The 18,840-nt window shown below is 39.9% G+C and carries 18 protein-coding genes and 1 riboswitch; of the genes, 8 read left to right on the top strand and 10 right to left on the bottom strand.

The features are described from left to right. Positions 1–216 precede the first annotated feature (216 nt). The 5 genes from BN1068_RS09330 to BN1068_RS09310 all read left to right on the top strand — a co-directional run bounded on the left by BN1068_RS09330 (position 217) and on the right by BN1068_RS09310 (position 5,439). Positions 217–768, top strand: coding sequence for a hypothetical protein (locus BN1068_RS09330; RefSeq protein WP_077602588.1), 552 nt, complete (start codon positions 217–219; stop codon positions 766–768). Further along, positions 768–1,766, top strand: coding sequence for an asparaginase (locus BN1068_RS09325; protein WP_077602587.1), 999 nt, complete (start codon positions 768–770; stop codon positions 1,764–1,766). The genes BN1068_RS09330 and BN1068_RS09325 overlap by 1 nt, the downstream gene beginning before the upstream one ends. A gap of 68 nt (positions 1,767–1,834) precedes the next feature. Further along, positions 1,835–2,521: a copper homeostasis protein CutC gene (locus BN1068_RS09320; protein ID WP_077602586.1), complete on the top strand. Its 687-nt coding sequence runs from the start codon at positions 1,835–1,837 to the stop codon at positions 2,519–2,521. 385 nt (positions 2,522–2,906) lie between these two features. Continuing rightward, positions 2,907–4,181, top strand: a complete 1,275-nt coding sequence (gene codB / locus BN1068_RS09315) for a cytosine permease (RefSeq protein ID WP_077602585.1) — start codon at positions 2,907–2,909, stop codon at positions 4,179–4,181. Next, complete coding sequence (locus tag BN1068_RS09310) at positions 4,171–5,439, top strand: cytosine deaminase (protein ID WP_077602584.1); 1,269 nt, start codon at positions 4,171–4,173, stop codon at positions 5,437–5,439. The genes codB and BN1068_RS09310 overlap by 11 nt, the downstream gene beginning before the upstream one ends. Positions 5,440–5,474: 35 nt before the next feature. On the opposite strand, the gene BN1068_RS09305 is transcribed toward BN1068_RS09310, so the two are convergent. The 4 genes from BN1068_RS09305 to BN1068_RS09290 form a co-directional block, all read right to left on the bottom strand. Continuing rightward, positions 5,475–6,251, bottom strand: coding sequence for a sulfite exporter TauE/SafE family protein (locus BN1068_RS09305; protein WP_077602583.1), 777 nt, complete (start codon positions 6,249–6,251; stop codon positions 5,475–5,477). A gap of 121 nt (positions 6,252–6,372) precedes the next feature. Beyond that, the gene (locus BN1068_RS09300; protein WP_077602582.1) at positions 6,373–7,704 is read right to left on the bottom strand and encodes an amidohydrolase family protein; all 1,332 of its coding nucleotides are present in this window, start codon (positions 7,702–7,704) and stop codon (positions 6,373–6,375) included. 109 nt (positions 7,705–7,813) lie between these two features. Further along, on the bottom strand, positions 7,814–8,263 hold the full coding sequence (locus BN1068_RS09295) for a hypothetical protein (RefSeq protein WP_077602581.1): 450 nt from the start codon (positions 8,261–8,263) through the stop codon (positions 7,814–7,816). Next, the gene (locus BN1068_RS09290; protein ID WP_077602580.1) at positions 8,260–9,129 is read right to left on the bottom strand and encodes a DUF3100 domain-containing protein; all 870 of its coding nucleotides are present in this window, start codon (positions 9,127–9,129) and stop codon (positions 8,260–8,262) included. The genes BN1068_RS09295 and BN1068_RS09290 overlap by 4 nt, the downstream gene beginning before the upstream one ends. Before the next feature lie 282 nt (positions 9,130–9,411). Beyond that, positions 9,412–9,513: riboswitch (purine riboswitch) on the bottom strand. A gap of 411 nt (positions 9,514–9,924) precedes the next feature. Here BN1068_RS09290 and clpP point away from each other — a divergent pair. Both clpP and manA read left to right on the top strand, forming a co-directional pair. After that, positions 9,925–10,497 carry an ATP-dependent Clp endopeptidase proteolytic subunit ClpP gene (clpP, locus tag BN1068_RS09285; protein ID WP_077602579.1) on the top strand — a complete coding sequence of 191 codons (573 nt, stop codon included), beginning with the start codon at positions 9,925–9,927 and terminating at the stop codon, positions 10,495–10,497. Between the two features lie 217 nt (positions 10,498–10,714). Next, a complete protein-coding gene (manA, locus tag BN1068_RS09280) occupies positions 10,715–11,671 on the top strand; it encodes a mannose-6-phosphate isomerase, class I (RefSeq protein WP_077602578.1) in 957 nt (318 codons plus the stop codon). Between the two features lie 56 nt (positions 11,672–11,727). Here the strand turns inward: manA and BN1068_RS09275 are convergent, their stop codons facing one another. The 4 genes from BN1068_RS09275 to BN1068_RS09260 form a co-directional block, all read right to left on the bottom strand. Next, positions 11,728–12,639: a PTS system mannose/fructose/sorbose family transporter subunit IID gene (locus BN1068_RS09275; protein WP_077602577.1), complete on the bottom strand. Its 912-nt coding sequence runs from the start codon at positions 12,637–12,639 to the stop codon at positions 11,728–11,730. Between the two features lie 19 nt (positions 12,640–12,658). Further along, the gene (locus BN1068_RS09270) at positions 12,659–13,456 is read right to left on the bottom strand and encodes a mannose/fructose/sorbose family PTS transporter subunit IIC (RefSeq protein ID WP_217697318.1); all 798 of its coding nucleotides are present in this window, start codon (positions 13,454–13,456) and stop codon (positions 12,659–12,661) included. 42 nt (positions 13,457–13,498) lie between these two features. After that, a complete protein-coding gene (locus BN1068_RS09265; protein WP_077602575.1) occupies positions 13,499–14,473 on the bottom strand; it encodes a mannose/fructose/sorbose PTS transporter subunit IIA in 975 nt (324 codons plus the stop codon). 406 nt (positions 14,474–14,879) lie between these two features. Continuing rightward, entirely contained in the window at positions 14,880–15,248 is a 369-nt protein-coding gene (locus BN1068_RS09260) for a DUF956 family protein (RefSeq protein ID WP_077602574.1), read from the bottom strand. A gap of 347 nt (positions 15,249–15,595) precedes the next feature. Between BN1068_RS09260 and BN1068_RS09255 the strand changes: the two genes are divergently transcribed. Next, positions 15,596–16,492: a macrolide 2'-phosphotransferase gene (locus tag BN1068_RS09255; RefSeq protein WP_077602573.1), complete on the top strand. Its 897-nt coding sequence runs from the start codon at positions 15,596–15,598 to the stop codon at positions 16,490–16,492. 206 nt (positions 16,493–16,698) lie between these two features. Here the strand turns inward: BN1068_RS09255 and BN1068_RS09250 are convergent, their stop codons facing one another. Together BN1068_RS09250 and BN1068_RS09245 are read right to left on the bottom strand one after the other, a co-directional pair. Further along, positions 16,699–17,682 (bottom strand): Gfo/Idh/MocA family protein, encoded by a 984-nt coding sequence (locus tag BN1068_RS09250; RefSeq protein ID WP_077602572.1) that lies wholly within the window; start codon positions 17,680–17,682, stop codon positions 16,699–16,701. Positions 17,683–17,703: 21 nt separating this feature from the next. Continuing rightward, on the bottom strand, positions 17,704–18,720 hold the full coding sequence (locus BN1068_RS09245; RefSeq protein WP_077602571.1) for a Gfo/Idh/MocA family oxidoreductase: 1,017 nt from the start codon (positions 18,718–18,720) through the stop codon (positions 17,704–17,706). Positions 18,721–18,840: the final 120 nt, after the last annotated feature.

Genomic DNA, 18,840 nt, shown 5'->3' with positions numbered 1-18,840 from the left:
TTTCCGGATTAAATAGATATTGAATAATCTTATATCAAACAATGAAAAATGCCAGAAAGTTTCCTGTATCAGGTGAGTCACGATGCAGAAGACCTTCTTTTTTTATAGATTTATTTTGTAAACATTAAACAGAAAACGAAGCTTCCCACTCCGTCTCTGTGATAGAGTAGAAGAAACAGTTTTCTGAACAAAAATAATTCTAGCCAGGTGATCATAATGTACAAAGGTCTTTCCCCTCTTTTTGAAGAAATCCAGACAATGAGAGATAAATATTTTAATACAGCTATTTTCAAATCATCGATTCATACAAGATCAGTGCCTGATAAATGGAGTGTTGCAGAGTCCATCTACCACTGTTATTTATTATTGAAGCTTACCCGAATTACGTCAGCCTATTATTTGCCGATGGCTCGTATTTATATGCAGCTTCGCCGCCCCAAAATAAAACGGTATATAGATGATATGGAGAATATATATCGTGGAAAGACAATGAAGGCTCCCTTTATTTTAAAACCGAAGATGAAGCGGGAATATACGCTTGAGGAGCTAAGGGGTTTACTGGAGGAGGAGACAGAAAAGATGAAATTCTGTGTAGAGCCTCTTACAAAAGAACAATGCTACTGGATAAGGTACCCGGATCCTGTACCTAAATATCCGAATGTTGTACAGGCGGTGAAACTTTTAAGGATTCATGAGGACCATCATTATACGGTAGTGATAGAAAGGGAGCGTCAGTATAGAGAGAAGAGCAGGGAGGAGTCTTTTTAATGAGTACAAGTACGATTATTGCAGAAGAATACCGTGGCGGAAGTTTAGAAAATGAGCATAATGGAATAATATGCGTGCTAAATGAACAGAAAGAAGTGATTTATTCAAAGGGAGATGTGGAGCATACACCAGTCTTTTACCGATCTGCGATGAAGCCGATCCAGGCAATACCTGTATTTGATACAGATATTGAAGACAAATATAGTCTTGAAGCTGATGAAATGGCGTTGTTTTGCGCATCACAGCGAGGAGAAAGCTATCACCAGAAAAGCTTGAAATCTTTAATAAAAAAATTAGACTTAAGCGAAGAATCACTTATATGCGGTGAGAGTTATCCTTTAAATGAATCTCCAAAAATTGATTATATTTGTAAAGGGCATGAAAAACGGAAACTGCTGCATAATTGTGCGGGTAAACATCTTGGATTCCTTGCTTATTCAAGAGAACTGGGATATAGCATCGCAGACTATGGAGAGTTTAATCATCCGATCCAAGAACGAATTAGAGAGGAAATAGAGGTTTTAAGTGAATATCCCAAAGAAAAAATGAGTGTAGGAAAAGATGGCTGTGGAGTGCCGGTGTACGGCGTTCCATTAAGAAACATGGCTCTATCTTATCTTAAGTTTGTGAAGCCGGAAATGATTAACGATAAGAAAAAAGAGAAGGTACTGAAGAGAATTTCTGACATCATGCAGGCTCACCCAGAGATTATTGCCTCTCATGATTTTATATGTACGGTATTGCTGGGAGATGAGAATATTTTTGCAAAGGGCGGAGCGCAGGGAGTATATTGTCTTGCTTTGAAAGAAGAAAAAATCAGTATTGCTCTAAAGGTTCAAAGTGGAACCGAATTGCTCTGGCCATTAATTGTTGCTGAAATTTTAAAGAAAATAAATTATAAAAATAAGCAAACCATTGATAATCTATATAAACTGCGTTCTTCCAATGTATTGAGTGATGCCGGGGAGGTAGTGGGTGAAACAAAAATTATCTTATAGGGATGATGATATGAAAAACAAAAAGAAACTGCTTTATGAATTCGTTGTTCAGCGAAAGGAGCTTTGGAATGATTGAATGTATTGTACAAAATGCAAGAGATGCAAAGGATGCTGAAAAATTAGGAGTTACAAGATTAGAATTGGTTTCAGCAATCGAATTAGGCGGCTTAACGCCAACTTATGGAACCTTCAAAAGTGTCATTGACAGTGTTCAAATCCCCGTGCAAGTAATGATCAGACCGCATGATTATGGATTTATATATAATCAGGATGATAAAGAGGTCATGAAGAAGGATATTTCTTTACTATCAGAAATGGGACATGATCGAATTGTTATCGGGGCATTGAATGAAAATAAAACGATAGATACAGCTTTTCTGGATGATTTATTCAGGGAATTCCCTAAATTGGATGTTACTTTTCATCGTGCTTTTGATGAGGTTAGGGATCAGATGGAGGCCTATCAATCTTTAGCGGCTTATCGGAAAAATATTAAAAGAATCTTAACCTCCGGCGGTGAGGATAATTGCGCGGCAGGAGCGGATTCTCTGCGTATGCTTGTCCAATTATGGCATAAATTGCAGGGGCCAAATATTTTGCCGGGAAGCGGATTGAATGTAGATAATATACAAACGCTGCATAATGCAATTCAAGCAGATGAATATCATTTTGGCAGTGGAGTTAGAAGGAATCAGTCTTTTGAAGAAAGTATTGATAGAGTGAAAGTAGAAGGGATAAGAAATATTTTAGGATGAAGTCGAACTTAGCAGAGGGAAGCAAGGTAATAAAAGTAGTATGATGACCTGAGTTAATGGTCACAGCATATTAAATGTATGCAAACCTTCATTCTTGAAATCCATATTCCCAAAATCTCCAAGGTGACAACTCGGCAATTTTGTGCCATAATATATTTTGATAAACATACTGGTACCTTTAAATCAGTCCAGAGAGGCTGACAAGGACAGCGCGAACATAATGAATACTTGTGGATATCCTGTGCGTGAGGTGTCTTCAGGTGTGCATTATAGAGGAAAAGCTTCTTGTCAGGGATTGGACAGGGAGCTTTTTTTCTGTCTATAATCTCGAAAGAATAAGTTTTTCGGTGCCAGTTTCTTATATTAAAACACTGGAGGAATTGGTATGTCACAAATAGATAAAGAATTTTCATTACAGGCAGTGCCGCAAACACACCGAAACGGGTTCTGGAAGATTTTAGCGGTAATGCTGTCGCTCAGCTTTTTCTCAGCAAGTATGATGTCTGGAGGAACATTAGGGACGGGGCTTTCTTTTGCTAATTTTATCTGGATTGTACTGGCTGGTAATCTGATTCTTGGGCTTTATACAGGCTCCCTGGCTTACATTGCTTCCAAAACAGGATTATCCACACATTTATTAGCACGTTATGCATTTGGAGAAAAAGGATCTTACCTGACTTCCTTTTTACTTGCTTCTACACAGGTATGCTGGTTTGGAGTAGGTTTGGCGATGTTCGCTATTCCAGTTGCCACTGCAACAGGGTGGAACGTATATCTGCTCATCGCTGTTTTTGGCTTGTTGATGACTGTTTCAGCAATTTTTGGAATGAAAACTTTAACTATATTAGGATTTGTTGCTGTGCCGGCGATTGCGATTTTTGGAAGCTATTCTATGTCGAACTCCGCACAGGAAATTGGAGGACTGCAAGGATTATTTGCTTATGAGCCGACACAGATAATGGGTGTGGGATTAGCATTAACTATTTGTGTAGGATCCTTTATTAGCGCGGGGACGCTGACTCCTGACTTTGCCCGCTTTGCAAAATCAGCGAAATCAGCAGTTTGGGCAAATATTATTGCTTTCTTCCTTGGAAATTCATTGATGTTTTTATTCGGTGCAGTCGGCGCGATGGCTTTTGGAATCGCAGATATTTCGGATGTGATGTTTTTACAAGGACTGATGATTCCTGCTATTATTGTATTAGGGTTAAACATCTGGACAACCAATGATAGTGCTCTATATGCTTCCGGTTTAGGATTTGCTAATATTACCAAATTACCGAAGAAAAAAATTGTGGTGTTCAATGGAATTGTCGGGACGATTGCTGCAATATGGCTGTACAATAACTTTGTTGGATTCTTAAACATTCTGGGCTCTGCGCTGCCATCCATTGGAGCGATTATACTGGCAGATTACTTCCTGGTCCGCCGCAGAAAGTATGAGCCTTTTAAAACAATGAAATTTAAGGCTGTAAACTGGGTAGCAATCATTGCCTGGGCCGGCGGGGTAGCAGCTGCGAACTTTGCACCGGGAATTCCGCCAATCAATGCATTGGTAGGAACATCTATCATTTATGTTGCCGGAATGAAAATAATGTCTCAAAAAGAAACGGTCACAGTACCATTAAAAGAGAAGGATGAGGTAGTCAGTGATTATTAAAAATGCAAAGCTAAGAGGAAAAGATGGACTTTGGAATATTGTTATAGAAAATGGTACATTTAGTGCGATAACAGAGGAGGCACCACACCCTGAAGATAAGGAAGTTATGGATGTGAATGGCGCACTGGTTCTTCCGCCCTTTATTGAACCGCATGTCCATTTAGATACGACTTTAACAGCAGGAGAGCCTGCCTGGAATCAAAGCGGAACGTTATTTGAAGGAATCCAGCGCTGGTCTGAGCGTAAAGAGTCTTTAACAATAGAAGATGTGAAAAAGAGATCCAAAACAGCACTGAAATGGCAAATTGCGCAGGGGATTCAAAATGTCCGCACCCATGTGGACGTGACAGATCCGGAGCTGACGGCTTTAAAAGCGATGCTGGAAGTGAAGCAGGAAATGGCTCCTTATGTGGATATCCAGCTGGTTGCTTTCCCGCAGGAGGGAATTCATTCCTATCCGAATGGAAAAGAGCTTTTGGAAGAAGCATTGAAAATGGGTGCTGATGTTGTCGGGGGTATCCCGCATTTTGAATTCACAAGAGAATACGGCGTAGATTCTATGAGAGTCGCGTTCGATCTTGCTGAGAAATACGATAAATTAGTGGATATTCATTGTGATGAAATTGATGATGAGCAGTCCCGCTTTGTAGAAGTCGTTGCAAAAGAAGCTTATGAGCGCGGCTGGGGTGAGCGTACAACAGCAAGTCATACGACAGCAATGGGTTCTTATAATGATGCATATACATCGAAGCTTTTCCGTCTGCTGAAGATGTCTAACATTAATTTTGTATCGAACCCGCTTGTAAATATCCATCTTCAGGGCAGATTTGATACGTATCCAAAACGCCGTGGCTTAACTCGTGTGAAAGAGCTGCAGGAGGCAGGGATGAATATCTGCTTTGGCCATGATGATATTTTTGATCCATGGTATCCGCTTGGAACAGGCAATATGCTGCAGGTGCTCCATATGGGGATTCATGCGTCTCAATTAATGGGCTATGAACAGATAGTTAATTCAATTGACTTAATCACAAAAAACAGTGCAAAGACATTGCATATTGAAGATAATTATGGGATTGAAGCAGGCAAGCCGGCGAATTTCATCGTTTTGTCCGCTGATAATGAATATGATGCAATCCGCAAGCAGGCAGTTGTGACACATTCCTTCAGAGATGGAAAAATGATTGCTCATACAAAGCCAAGTGAGGCATCTATTTTGCTAAATGATACGGAAGAGAAAGTAACCTTTCAAAGATAAAGGAAAAGCGCATCCTATAGCGGGTGCGCTTTTTTTTAACTCCCCAATGCCAAACTGATTAGCATATAAATCGAAGAAACAATCGTAATCACTGCAATAAAAATCTTCAACTGATCAACAGGGACTTTATTGGCAACCCGGGAACCGGTTAAGATACCAATTGTTGTGCCGACCAGGCTGAAAAGGATAAACAAAGGCATATTATCAATGCTCGCATATGTGAAATATCCAAAAATAGATGGAAGAGCAATGATGATTGAGTTTAACAGCCCGACACCGACTGCCGTCCGGATATTCACACCAAGACTTGCAAGTAATGGTACAACTAAAATCGGGCCACCTGCACCAGTCAATGCGCAGATAGCTGCGGTAAGGACTCCAAGCACTATAATCCAAACTGGTTTATTTAAAATGATAGATTTATTACTTCCTGGTTCGCCTTCAGCTGGCGCTTTGTTTTTCTTAAGGATAATAGAAAGTCCTGCGAATAAAACAAATAAATAAAGCAGCAGCTTCGCCAGTGTTTCGGAAATAAGGACGTTAATTTGTACACCGAGAAAAGCTCCCGGAAGGCTGCCGATGCTTAAGTAAAGTGCCAGCTTTAAGTCCATATATTTCAGCTTCCAATAGGAATATGCACCAATGACACCTGCGACCAGAAAAGCCAGGAAGCTGAGTGCCAGGGAGTCGTGAACAGGCAGCCCCAGAAAGCCGACGTAAATAATGGGCAGCAAAAAGCCGGAAACGCCGGACAATCCTACTAATACCCCGATAATTAAATTTGCTATAAATACAATAAAAAACGTTAACATCTGAGTAACCTCAACTTTCTAAGTGCTTTTTCCTGATTATGACGTTTGTTAATTTGCTCCAGACAAGGAGAAGAGCGCTTCAACGTTGTGTTAAACCGCTCGTATATTATGGATGCAATATCTAAATTTTAGCACGAATAATGAGGTCGTCCATAGCTTTTTTACTTTCATATTTAATTCTTTCTTCATCCAGGGTAAGTACTTCTCTATTTTTCATCAAAATACGTCCATTCACAATTACATCCGAAACGTCATTGCTGTTTGCAGATTCAATTAATGTATTTGTCAGCTGGTGTGTCGGTGCAATATGAGGCTGATCCGTATTTATTAAAATCATATCCGCTTTCTTGCCAACTTCAATCGTTCCAAGCTGTTCATCCTGCAGCATTGCTTTTGCCCCGCCGAGCGTTGCCATTTCTAAAATGGATTTAGATGGCATTACAACAGGGTCAAAAACCGGAACACCCCAGAAGGCGCGCATAAGGGATTTGAAAATCTTCATTTGATCGAATAAGCTCAATCCTGAGTGAGCCGCGCCGTCTGTTCCTAAACCGATGCTTACCCCTTTTTGCATAAGTCCGGGAGTCTTAGTAACTCCTTTTCCCGCATTGCTGATAGGGCTGTGAGCCACTTTGCTATCGTATTTCTGAATGAGATCCATCTCATTCTCGGATAGGAGGATACTGTGCGCACCTAAGAAATTTTCGTCCAGCACGCCTAAGGACTCCAGATATTCGTATGGGCGCATTTGGAAGTTTTCCAGACAATAGCTGATTTCATTTGTATACTCATTCATGTGAGTCTGCATACCTGTTCCGGCAGCATTTGCTGTTTCATAGACCCTCCGGATTAATTCAGGTGTACATGTAATCAGTGAACGTAAAGAATACCACACATGAATTCGCCCGCCGGCCTTGCCGTGATAAGCATCAAACAGGTCCTTGTTTCTTTGAATATTATGTTCAATTGTTGTTTTCATGGATTCTGGGATAGCGGCACCTGTATCCATTGTGGAACAGGTAAGAACCCCGCGTAAACCGGAAGTTTCTACGGCTTCGGCAACCTTGTGCATATAGCTCCCGCCTGCATCAATGAAGCCTGTAACCCCAGCCTTCAGCATTTCCAGACAGCTTAATTCTGCACTGATTGCTACATCTTCTTCCCGCAGGTTGCTTTCAAATGGAACCATAATACGTGTCCAAATCATCGGATATTCATCCGAAATTCTTCCGCGTAAAAGTTGTTGATTTGTATGGGTATGCGCATCAATTAAGCCTGGCATAACAAGCTTGCCTTTTCCGTCTAAAATTTCCTTTGCTACACATATTTGAGCTTCGTCATTTTTTTCGACAGCTATAATCTTTTGATCTTTGATAACAATATTCTTCCCGTGACAAATCTCAAAATCAGGGGTTAATAGGGAGCAGTTTTTAATCAGTAAATCTGCATTCATTTTAATTCTCCTTTAGAGCACATTTAAAAAGGCTGCTTATCAGCTTTTTTAGACGCCTTTTTTATTTAAATTATAGTATGAGTATTACATTTATTGTCATTTTATTAGATTAAAAAGCATTTGTTACTGTTAAAAATACTTGTGCAAAAACTGCCTGAAGCAGGAATGTGCCTGTAAAGACAAATACAGCAATAATAATCATTTTCCAGCTCTGGCTCATAAACGCTTTGAAATCCAACCCTATACCTGCCAGGGTACCAACAACAGTAAGTGGTGCGGTAAAAGAAATCAAAGATGTATAGTAAATAATTGGATCAGAAATTGGTGAAATCGGGCTGGCTAACAGTAAACCAGTTAAAGCAACATACACAACAGCTGGTACTTTTAAAGGAACAATCTTCGCGATGAATATCCCGATAAACGCAATACTGGATAAAATTAATACTCCGGGAATAGACTCCATAATTGAAATATCATTTTGAAAAAAGTTTGCGATAATTGCTGTAAGGACAGATGTAAATAAAAGAGAGATTGTCCAATCTTTCATACTCATATTCATTGTGAAACCCTGCTTTCTGCTGATTTACTATGAGAAATATTTTTATTTTTTCCTCGTCGTCCGATTTTTGGTTCTAACCAGGCATACATTTTATTTACAAGCGGCAATGAAATAAATAATGTAAAGTAAATTCCGGTAATCGCTGATAACATATCACTCATTCCGGCCAGCATGACGATTTGATCTGCATAGGCTGGATAAATGGTTGCCAGCGTACTTGAGGCGGCAGCCATCATAACGCCGCTTCCTATACCGCTTGCCATTGCCAAAGCCAGAGGATGAAAGAAATCAAATGAGGCAACAATACTTGCTAATAATCCGAGATAAGTAGTCCCAATCAGAAATCCGATGATGTAAATAGAAAGGGAGCCGCGGGCTTCAGGAGAGTTTGCTCCGTACTTGCTGCAAATCAGTCCATAATCTTTATCGCGGTTGGTAGAGCTGGTGGCACCGATTGCTTCCCGTTTAAGACCGAGCAATAGGGCGATAGGAAGAGCAAACAGCATTGTACCGATTGTTCCAAATTCCTGGAAAACCAGTGCCGGGCCGACATTGACAAGCTCAGGAAGGTTAGATCCTGCCATAACCCCTATTTTTGCCATGAACGGAGAGATAGCAACAAGAACGAGCTGTGATGCTTTTTTTGTTTCCTTCTTTTTGAGGAATCCGAGTACATCTTTTCCGAATATAATACTGATAATAATAGCGAATAACATTGGGTACAGCACGATTAGTGCAGAACCGACGCTGAACTGGATTGTTCCGATAAGCTCAGCGATAAGGACAATTCCAAATGCAATAGCATACAGACGGTAATTCTCTTTTAAATGACCAATGATAGTTGTTTTTTGGGGTGCTTTTTCCATGCTGTGTTTTTCCTCCTTAGATGTACTGCCAAGTCAATGGTCAGCTGCAAATAAAAAAACTCCAGAAAGTTTCTTTTACTAGAGTTTCAAGCTTGGCATATGAAAAACACAAAAAAGACCAACGTAAACAGGTGGACGACCTTCGTTTGTATATCATTTATCACTTCAACTGAAGCGTCCGTTAAAGATGCTGGTAACCATTACCTATAGTCCAGTCATTATAAAAACAGCGATATATACACCCGGAAGATGAAAAAGATATATGATTCTATCTAATTCTATTGATCATTTGTGATTTTCCATAGTCAAACCATTTACGGAAGTTTGGTAGAAACTTTTGGACCATATTTCCAAATTTATATAGATAATCAAAAGACGAATATTAAATTGTATTTTTAAATAAAATGTTCGTGTATTAGTAACTTACATTAATATTATAAGAATGTCAAAGGTTTTTTATGGGGATTATCATATTGTAACAGCGATATAAGAAATGATAGAACTGGATTTAAGAAGTAATTTAAAATTTCCAGCCTCCCGTATCTTTTTGCAGACGGTCATCGTTTATATTATTGAGAAGCGTAAAAGGGATGAGCGATGTGTGTACTGGGCCTGGCAAAAATAAAGAAAATACGATCTTGCAAGCGATTTACAGTCAGCTTTCCATTATTGCTTTTTCTGTCTCAAAATAAGCGGGAATAAAGGTTGTATCAGTAAATATATTGTCTTCCTTTTTACGCTCTTCCGATGGCAGCAGAGGCTGTCAAAATTCATGCGTTTATAAGGAGGATGCATATGAATACAGTTCCGTATGTGATTGAACAATCAAGCCGTGGAGAGCGGTCCTATGATATCTTTTCCAGATTATTAAAGGACCGGATTATTATGGTCAGTGATGAAATTAATGACCAAATGGCAAATAGTATTGTTGCGCAGCTGTTATTTTTAGCAGCAGAGGATGATAAAAAGGATATCTCTATCTACATTAACAGCCCAGGCGGCTCAACATCAGCAGGCTTTGCGATCTTTGATACAATGCAATTTATAAAACCGGATGTTAGTACCATCTGTACCGGCTTAGCAGCCTCATTTGGTGCAATGCTGCTGCTGGCAGGGACGAAAGGGAAACGTTTTGCACTTCCAAACAGTGAGATTATGCTTCATCAACCGCTGGGAGGAGCCCGTGGGCAGGCCACAGAAATTGATATTTCAGCAAAGAGAATTATCAAGCTCCGGGAAAAAATTAATCATATTATTGCGGAGCATTCTGGTCAGCCTGTTGAAAAGGTAGCTCAAGATACGGAGCGTGATTATTTTTTAAGTGCAGAAGAGGCAAAAGAATATGGGTTAATTGATAAAATCATTTAACTATAGAAGCGGGCTGGCATTCAAATCTGCCTGTCCGCTTTTATGGTGGAAATGAAGTGCTCAAGACAGGGGAGAGGGGGGCTTTTTTATATGGAGAATTAGATTAGAAAGTTACGCTGACAAAGAAATTTTGGTAATAGGGGTTCTTCTTTTATTCCTTCATACATTGTAGTAAAGTGAATGGTAGGAAAGAGAATGTTTTCTTAGGAGGATCTGTATGTATAAGGAACCTATTTTGTTAGAGCCTGTATTGCAGGAAAGGATTTGGGGAGGGAATAAGCTGCATACGGAATTCGGGTACCAGACTCCCTATGAGCACACAGGGGAAGCATGGGTGATTTCTGCTCATCCCAATGGGCCAAGCATTATCAAAAATGGAATGCTGAAAGGCCATACGCTCCAGGATGCGTGGGAAAAACATAGCGAATTATTTAATCGGGCAGAAGCTGACGGTGCCAGTTATCCACTGCTTGTGAAAATTTTAGATGCTAACGAAAATCTTTCGGTCCAGGTACACCCGGATGATAGCTATGCCAAGGAAAAAGAAGGCGTACCTTATGGCAAGACAGAATGCTGGTACGTTCTGGATGCTGAGGAGGATGCTGAATTAATTTTAGGGCACCATGCCAAGAGCCGTAAAGAACTGCAAACAGCCATGGAGAACGGTGAATGGGATAGTTTATTAAAGCGTGTACCTGTAACAGCTGGAGATTTTGTCTATGTGCCAAGCGGAACCATTCACGCCATTGGTGCAGGAATCGTGATTTTAGAGACGCAGCAAAGCTCAGACATTACTTATCGTGTTTATGATTATGACCGGACCGATGCAGACGGAAATCCAAGAGAATTGCACCTGAAAAAAGCTGCTGAAGTGACAAATGTACCTCACGAAGATCCAAAAGGAGAAATCATTCAAGAGACTATAGAGGATTTGACGGTCCGCAAATTGGTCGAAGAAGCTTATTTTACAGTCTATCATTGGGACTTGCGGGGGAAAGCTATTTTGGAAAGAAAAGAAGATTTCCTTCAGGTAAGTGTGATAAAAGGAGAGGCAACGATTACAACAGGTGATAAAACATTTCGCATCGAAAAGGGAATGAATTTGATTATTCCAAACACTGTTAAAGATTTTTCAATCCAGGGTAATGCAGAGATGATTGTATCTCATACTTAAAAAGATCGCCTGCTTAAGCATAAGCAGGCGATCTTTTAACTTAAATCTTATATCGGTTACATCAAATGTATGACGTGGAATATAACACCAACTACGAACAATCCAAGAATCATTACGATTGGTGAGACCTTTTTCCTGAGCAGCCACATACAAAGTAGTGTCAGCAGTAAGCCGGCCAGACCAGGAATCAAACTGTCTAAGTTGTCCTGCAGAGTCGTGACATCCGTTTGGCTTAAAGCCCTGCCCTCTTCCTGCTGTATCAATGCAGATTGGATTCCTTCAGATCCCTCAGGCAAGTTATCCCAATCAATATAAGCACCTTCGCCGAGCTGAACTTCTGAAACGGTCGGGGTAAAGGCCACATTTACCCAACGGTTCACCAGTGCTCCAAGAATGAACATACCGAGTATGGATGCGCCTTTCGTAATATCCTGAAGCAATCCGCCGGATAAGTCATCCGTGATTTTTTCCCCGGCTCTGTAACCCAGCTCCTGTGAGTACCATAAGAATCCCATCCGGATCGCATTCCATAAAACGAAGAAAAGAATTGGACCCAGTATGTTACCAGTCATCGCAAGGGAAGCTGCCAGTGCACCGAGAATTGGTCTGACTGTGAACCAGAAAATAGGGTCACCGATACCCGCTAAAGGTCCCATCATTCCGACCTTAACCCCTTGAATTGCCTTGTTGTCAACTGGTGCACCATTTGCGCGTTCTTCTTCCAGTGCTAACGTTACCCCAATAATAGGAGAGGCCACATAAGGGTGTGTGTTAAAAAATTCCAAGTGGCGCTGCAGTGCAGCAGCACGATCTTCTTTTGTCTGATATAATCGTTTAATTGCCGGAATCATAGAATATGTCCAGCCGCCATTTTGCATACGTTCATAGTTCCAAGAACCTTGAAGGAAAGTGGAACGCCACCAAATAGAAATACGATCTCTTTTTGATAATTTCACTTCTTGTGCCATCTTCATAACCTCCTTCTTTTTAATAATCTTCTATAATATCGCCCAGCGGATCACCAGTGTTTCCACCGCCGCCACCAGAGCCGCCTTGTTTCGTAAGTGCTAAATAAATAAGTGCAAGAGCCACACCGATACCGCCAAGACCTACAAGCGTAATGTCCGGAATTGTCGCTAGTACGAAACCAATTGCAAAGAATGGCCATACTTCTTTGGTAGCCATCATGTTAATAACCATTGCATAACCAACAGCTACTACCATTCCACCGCCGACTGCCAAACCATCTGTTAACCAGTCCGGCATAGCCTGAAGCATCTCTCTAACTGGAGTTGCACCAATAGCGATAATTAATGCTGCCGGGATTGCAATACGTAATCCTTGCATGCAGATAGCGATAACATGCCACATTTCAATTTTTCTAATATTCCCTTCCTTCGCTGCTGCATCCATTAAATGGACAATCCCGGTGGCGAGGGTTCGTACAATGATTGTTAATAATAAACCTGCAACTGCCAATGGAATTGCAATTGCAATAGCTGAGGATACACCCGATGAGCCCTGTCCGCCTAAAACAAGTATAATTGCTGATGCGACAGAGGCCAAAGCTGCATCCGGCGCTACAGCTGCTCCAATATTTGCCCAGCCTAAAGCAATCAGCTGCAAGGTACCACCTAAGATAAGACATGCCGTTAATTCTCCGGTAACTAAGCCGATTAACGTACAAGCAATAATTGGCTGATGGAACTGGAATTGATCCAGGATTCCTTCCATACCAGCTATAAATGCCACAATAATAACTAATATTATTTGAATAATCGTCAAATCCATGATTATTAAACCTCCTTTTTTATCTAATGATCAGGATTATTTCTGTTTGTCTAATTCTGCTTGCGCTCTTCTCAAAATCTCGTCCATATTTCCATATGAATCAGCTGGAACCTTACGTACGTCAAAATCGACACCAAAGTCTTTTAACTTTTTAAAAGTATCAATATCATTCTGGTCAAAGGCCAATACTTTATTTGGCTGAACTTTACCAGTGGAATGTGACATAGAACCAACGTTAATGGTATCCAGTGGAACACCGCCTTCAACTGCTCTGAGTGCATCTTGCGGGTTCTCAAAAAGAAGTAATGCCCGCTGTCCGCCAAAGTGTTGATCATCTTTTGCAAGTTCAATCATTTTCTGAACAGGAACCGTATGTGCTTTTATACCTGAAGGAGCAGCTTGTTGAATCAATTTTTTACGAAGTTCATCTTTTGCTACTGTGTCAGATACAACGATGATACGTGTAGGCGATGTATTTCTTGTCCAGGAAGTTGCAACTTGTCCGTGCAGTAAACGAGAATCAATTCGTGCTAACACGTACTCGAATGAACCGGGGGCGCCTGTGCTGGCTCCAGAAGAAGCGTCGACATCATTAGCAGGTGCAGCCGGTTCTAATTCTTCCGGTTTTACTTTAACGGCGTCTTTCGCTGTGTCGATAATATGAGCAGCTATTTCATGGGCTGTGTTCATGGACATGCGTGACGCATAAGATTCAATCACCATTGCTAAGTTTAACCCGGCAACGATGGCCCATTTATCCTCATGCCCTTCCATCAAGCCATTTGCCTGATTGAAAGGAGTTCCGCCCCAAAGATCGACTAAGAATAATACTTCATCCTGATTGTCGAAAGAAGCAATGGCTTCTTCCATTTTTGCCTTGATATCCTCAGGTCCTTCACTCGGCATCAATGTAACAGCTTTAACATTCTCCTGTTCTCCGAAGATCATTGCTCCAGATTGCAAGATACCGGTAGCGAATTCACCGTGACTGGCAATGATAATTCCTACCATCTTTTTTACCTCCTCTTAATGTATTGTTAAGACCTAGATAAACGTGGTAAGCTCCTAAAGTGGTTTTTTGTTTATATAAAGCGTTTTCCCCCTGATGAAAAACAATAAAAAAAGGCATGAGAAAAAAGTAGGTAAAATGAAGGCAGAGCATAGATGAACCCTTGTACTTCGTTTTAATCACTACTTTTCACTCATGCCTGATCGAATCAGTAACACGTAAAAAATAATTGCAATCGTTATTTAAATTTGTTATGAAACCGCTTTATTTATCAAACGAATCATTATTCAGCTTACTTTAATGAGCTTCCATAAGATATTATAGCACACCAGTTTTTCCCTTTCAAGAGGAGAGTTATTTTTACATGGTAAATCAGGACTTCAGCTTGTCCTATGAACAAAATAGCTGCTATTTTGTTTTCTTTTTGAGATTACGTTTGATAACATCAAAAGCATTTAATGATTTTACCATACGATCCGGGTCTACATATTCACGAATTGCCCGAAAAACTTTTTTAGGGTCTTTGGAGGAAAACGTAAATGTCCCGTTCTTCTTGGTCTGGATAGCATAACGGGGAATCCACTTCCCTTTGAACAAGACGGAAGCAATCACGTAGTCTACTTCCTCCCAGGGAATTTGAATAAACTTATGAGCATCACGTTTATTATAAAATTCAAATCCTTTGTCACCAATCATTATTTTACCGTAATCTGTCATTCTTATATGTGAGGTTGCATCAATAACTAAATCAACTTTGGTATTGATTGATTGTACCATTTCATCTACCCCCATTTCTGTTAATTATTATTATACACGCTTGACCACTTCAAGTAAAAAATACCGAGACGAAGATGATATTGCGAATAAAATACCATTATGCTAGGATGAAGGTAATTATAAGGGAGGAGGGATTCTGTTGGTCGATAACCAATCTTTACGCTAATGCGGATGCTACAGACACGATATGTGCCCAGATGAAGGATTGGTCTATCATTTTTGAATCCCTATACGGTTGAAAAGCATAAGCAGAGAGGAAGTCTATTTTTCTCTGTTTTTAAGTCTTAGCGTATCCTTTACTGGCTGCACATATAAAAGCAGAAAAAATAAAGAAGGATGTGGCAGATTTGGATAAACAAACGGTGTTAGAATTAGCTCGTAAATATGGACTGCATTTGGAGGAAGGGGCTATCCGTTTTAATGAATCCGGATTGGATTTTCTGGTTGCTTTTGCGAAGGATACAGACGGAGTGGAATGGGTATTAAGAACACCGAGACGTGATGATGTCATGGACAGGACAATAGATGAACAGAAAGTGTTAAAAGTCGTTCATCAGCATGCGACTTTTCAAGTTCCTGTCTGGTCTGTTTATGAAAATGATTTAATTGCGTACAAAAAATTGAAGGGTGTTCCTGCCGGTACGATTGATCCGGAAATTCAAAACTATGTATGGGAAATGGATATAGAGAACATACCTGAAAAATTTCACCAGAGTCAGGGAGAGGTTTTAGCATCATTGCATAATGTGCCGAAAGCAGAAGCGGCAAAAGCGGGAATCCCTGCATATACAGCAAAAGAAGCGCAGGCATCAATGAAAGAACGGATGGAGAAGGTGAAGGAACATTTTGGTGTTGCAGATGATCTCTGGAACCGGTGGCAGGCGTGGTTGAATAATGAAGAACTATGGCCAACGGAAACAGGACTGATGCATGGTGATATGCATGCAGGTCATATGATGATTGATGACGATACAAAAGTTATCGGGTTAATTGATTGGACAGAAGCAAAGGTAACGGATGTTTCCAATGATTTTGTCTTCCAGTATAAAGCATTTGGCGAAGAGGCGCTGGAAAAACTCATTCATTATTACAAACAAGCCGGTGGAATTTATTGGCCAAAGATGAAGGAGCATATTATTGAACTGGATGCGGCATATGCTATAGCTATTGCAGAATTTGCGATAATTTCCGGTATGGAAGAGTATGAACAGATGGCCAGGGGAGCACTGGGAGTAACGAAATAAGCTCATTTATTTTCTACGCTCTATTAACGAATTGCCGGCTTCTAGACTAAACACTTTTTTGTCTGGGTCTACTAATGTTTTTCGGAGATTGTCAATATTTAGCGATACTTTCCTCGCCCTGAAGAAACTTTGATTATGATATTTTATTAAAGGTAAAGGCTCCTCTATGAGAGAGGAGCCGAGGAGAGTAGAATTATATAAATCAGCTATTTCTGATCTGCTGGATAATAAATTCCGCCATTTTTTCTAGCTTGTTCGAAGACCTTCATCACCTCATAAGAATAATCTAATAATTCATAGCACCGGGCGAGATTGCTGCTGTTAAATATATCTTTAAAAACTGCTAATTCGTAGATTAACCAGTTACTCTTGGTCTGGCTGTTTATTTCAGTTACTTCATCATCTATATGGGAAATCACTTTTTTACATACATTTGCACCGTCCTGCACATGAACGTACCCATTTTCCCCTTGAATTAACCCAAAGTTCATACTGTTCGAATCCTTTGCTCCGACACACTCTGCTATGAAATCAGGGTATTTCATCACTAATACACCGGATGTGTCGATGCCGTTTTCATGTATATTGGCTGTATAGCTTACAGAATCCGGAACACCAAATAAGTTCATCACAAAATGTAAATTATAAATATTAATATCAGCCAGCGCTCCACCGGAAAAAGCGGGATTAAAGACATTTGGATTTTCCCCATCTAACAGTTTATTATAACGGCTTGAATATTGACTGTAGTTACACTGCACGAATTTTAGTTTTCCGAGCTTTTTCACTTCTTCTTTTATGGCTTGATAATTAGGCAAATGAATGTTTGAAATAGCTTCAAAGAGCATTAACTGGTTTTGTTTCGCTAATTCAATCAATGTCTTTGCTTCTTTTGCAGTGGAAGTAAAAGGCTTCTCACAAATAACATGTTTCCCATGATTTAACGCTTGAAAAGCATGTTCAAAATGCAGACTATTTGGGGAAGCAATATAAATAAATTCAATGCTTGGATCGGCAAACATTTGATTTAAATCGGTGTAAATTTTTTCTATTTGATATTTATCTGCTAAAGGTTTTGCCGTCTCCTCTTTGCGGGAATAGACTGCCTCACAGCTTGCCCCTTCTATATCATTTAATGCTGTTAAAAACCAGTCTACAATGAACCCTGAACCAATTGTTCCTATTTTCATTTTGTACCCCTCCTCGTTAAATTAGTGATTCTTGGAAGCTTCTTTTATACCATTACTTAAAATCTCCATCACGGTTAACACTTCGTCATCTTTAACAGGTTTTTCGGTCCCGGTCCGGATACTTTCGTACAGCTTCTCATACAAAATTCCATAATCGGTTACTTCTGAAGGTATTCTCTTGTTTACTTCTTTTCCATTTTCATCAATATAGGAAATCTCTCCCCAATTATGTTCAGGCTCTTGTATAAAGGACACTTTCGTTGCTCCGTCAGGGTTTTTCTGCTGATGACCGCTGCTATACTTTATAAAGCTTCCTTTATCCCCGTGAACTGTAAATTTAGGGTGCTCGATTTTAACACTGCTGCTGCATTTAATGGTTGCTTTCATCTGTGTGCCATAATAAAAATCGATATCTGTAAAATCATCGCTTTCCCCGGGGTAATAAATACTTCTTACATCGTAGCAGATTTTATCAGGTCTTCCATACAGAGATATAATCTGGTCAATGGTATGAACAGCCAAAAGGTGAAGTGTTTTAAAGCCTTTTTGAATTTTTTCCGGCCGAAAGTAATCATAATGCGATTGAATTTCAACAATATTTCCGAGTACACCGCTGTCGAGTACTTTTTTTAATGTTAGGAAGTCTCCGTCAAACCTTCTATTTTGATTTGCCATCGCAATAAGCCCCTTGGATTTGGCAAGTTCAAAAATCTCCTTTGCCTCGTCCAGAGCGGAAGCAAAAGGCTTTTCTACTAATACGTTTTTATTATTTTGCAGAGCTGTCCTGGCGTATTCTGCATGAGTATCTGCGTGTGTGCATACCACGATTAATTCAATCTCTTTATCATTCAGAATCTCATTTAGATCCGTTGTGAAGATGATATCAGGGTACCAATTTTCATGATCAGTGCCTTCACGAATGCGATCTTCAGCTCTTCTGTATATATACTTCACATTTATATTTTCTCTTTTTTCTAAATAAGGTAAATGATAATTAGTTACTGCATTCCCATATCCAATAAAAGCAATAGATAACATATTTATCTCTCCCATTCTCCTGTAAGTTAGCACCATTCTAGCACAGCATTTTTTAATGGAGAATAGGTTTTTGAGTTTTAGGTAATCGTTTTCATCATTTCTTGAAAAAAGAAGCTGATT

The sequence above is a fragment of the Oceanobacillus sojae genome (assembly GCF_900162665.1).
Classification (GTDB): domain Bacteria; phylum Bacillota; class Bacilli; order Bacillales; family Amphibacillaceae; genus Oceanobacillus; species Oceanobacillus sojae_A.
This window is presented reverse-complemented; position numbering and strand designations above follow the sequence as displayed.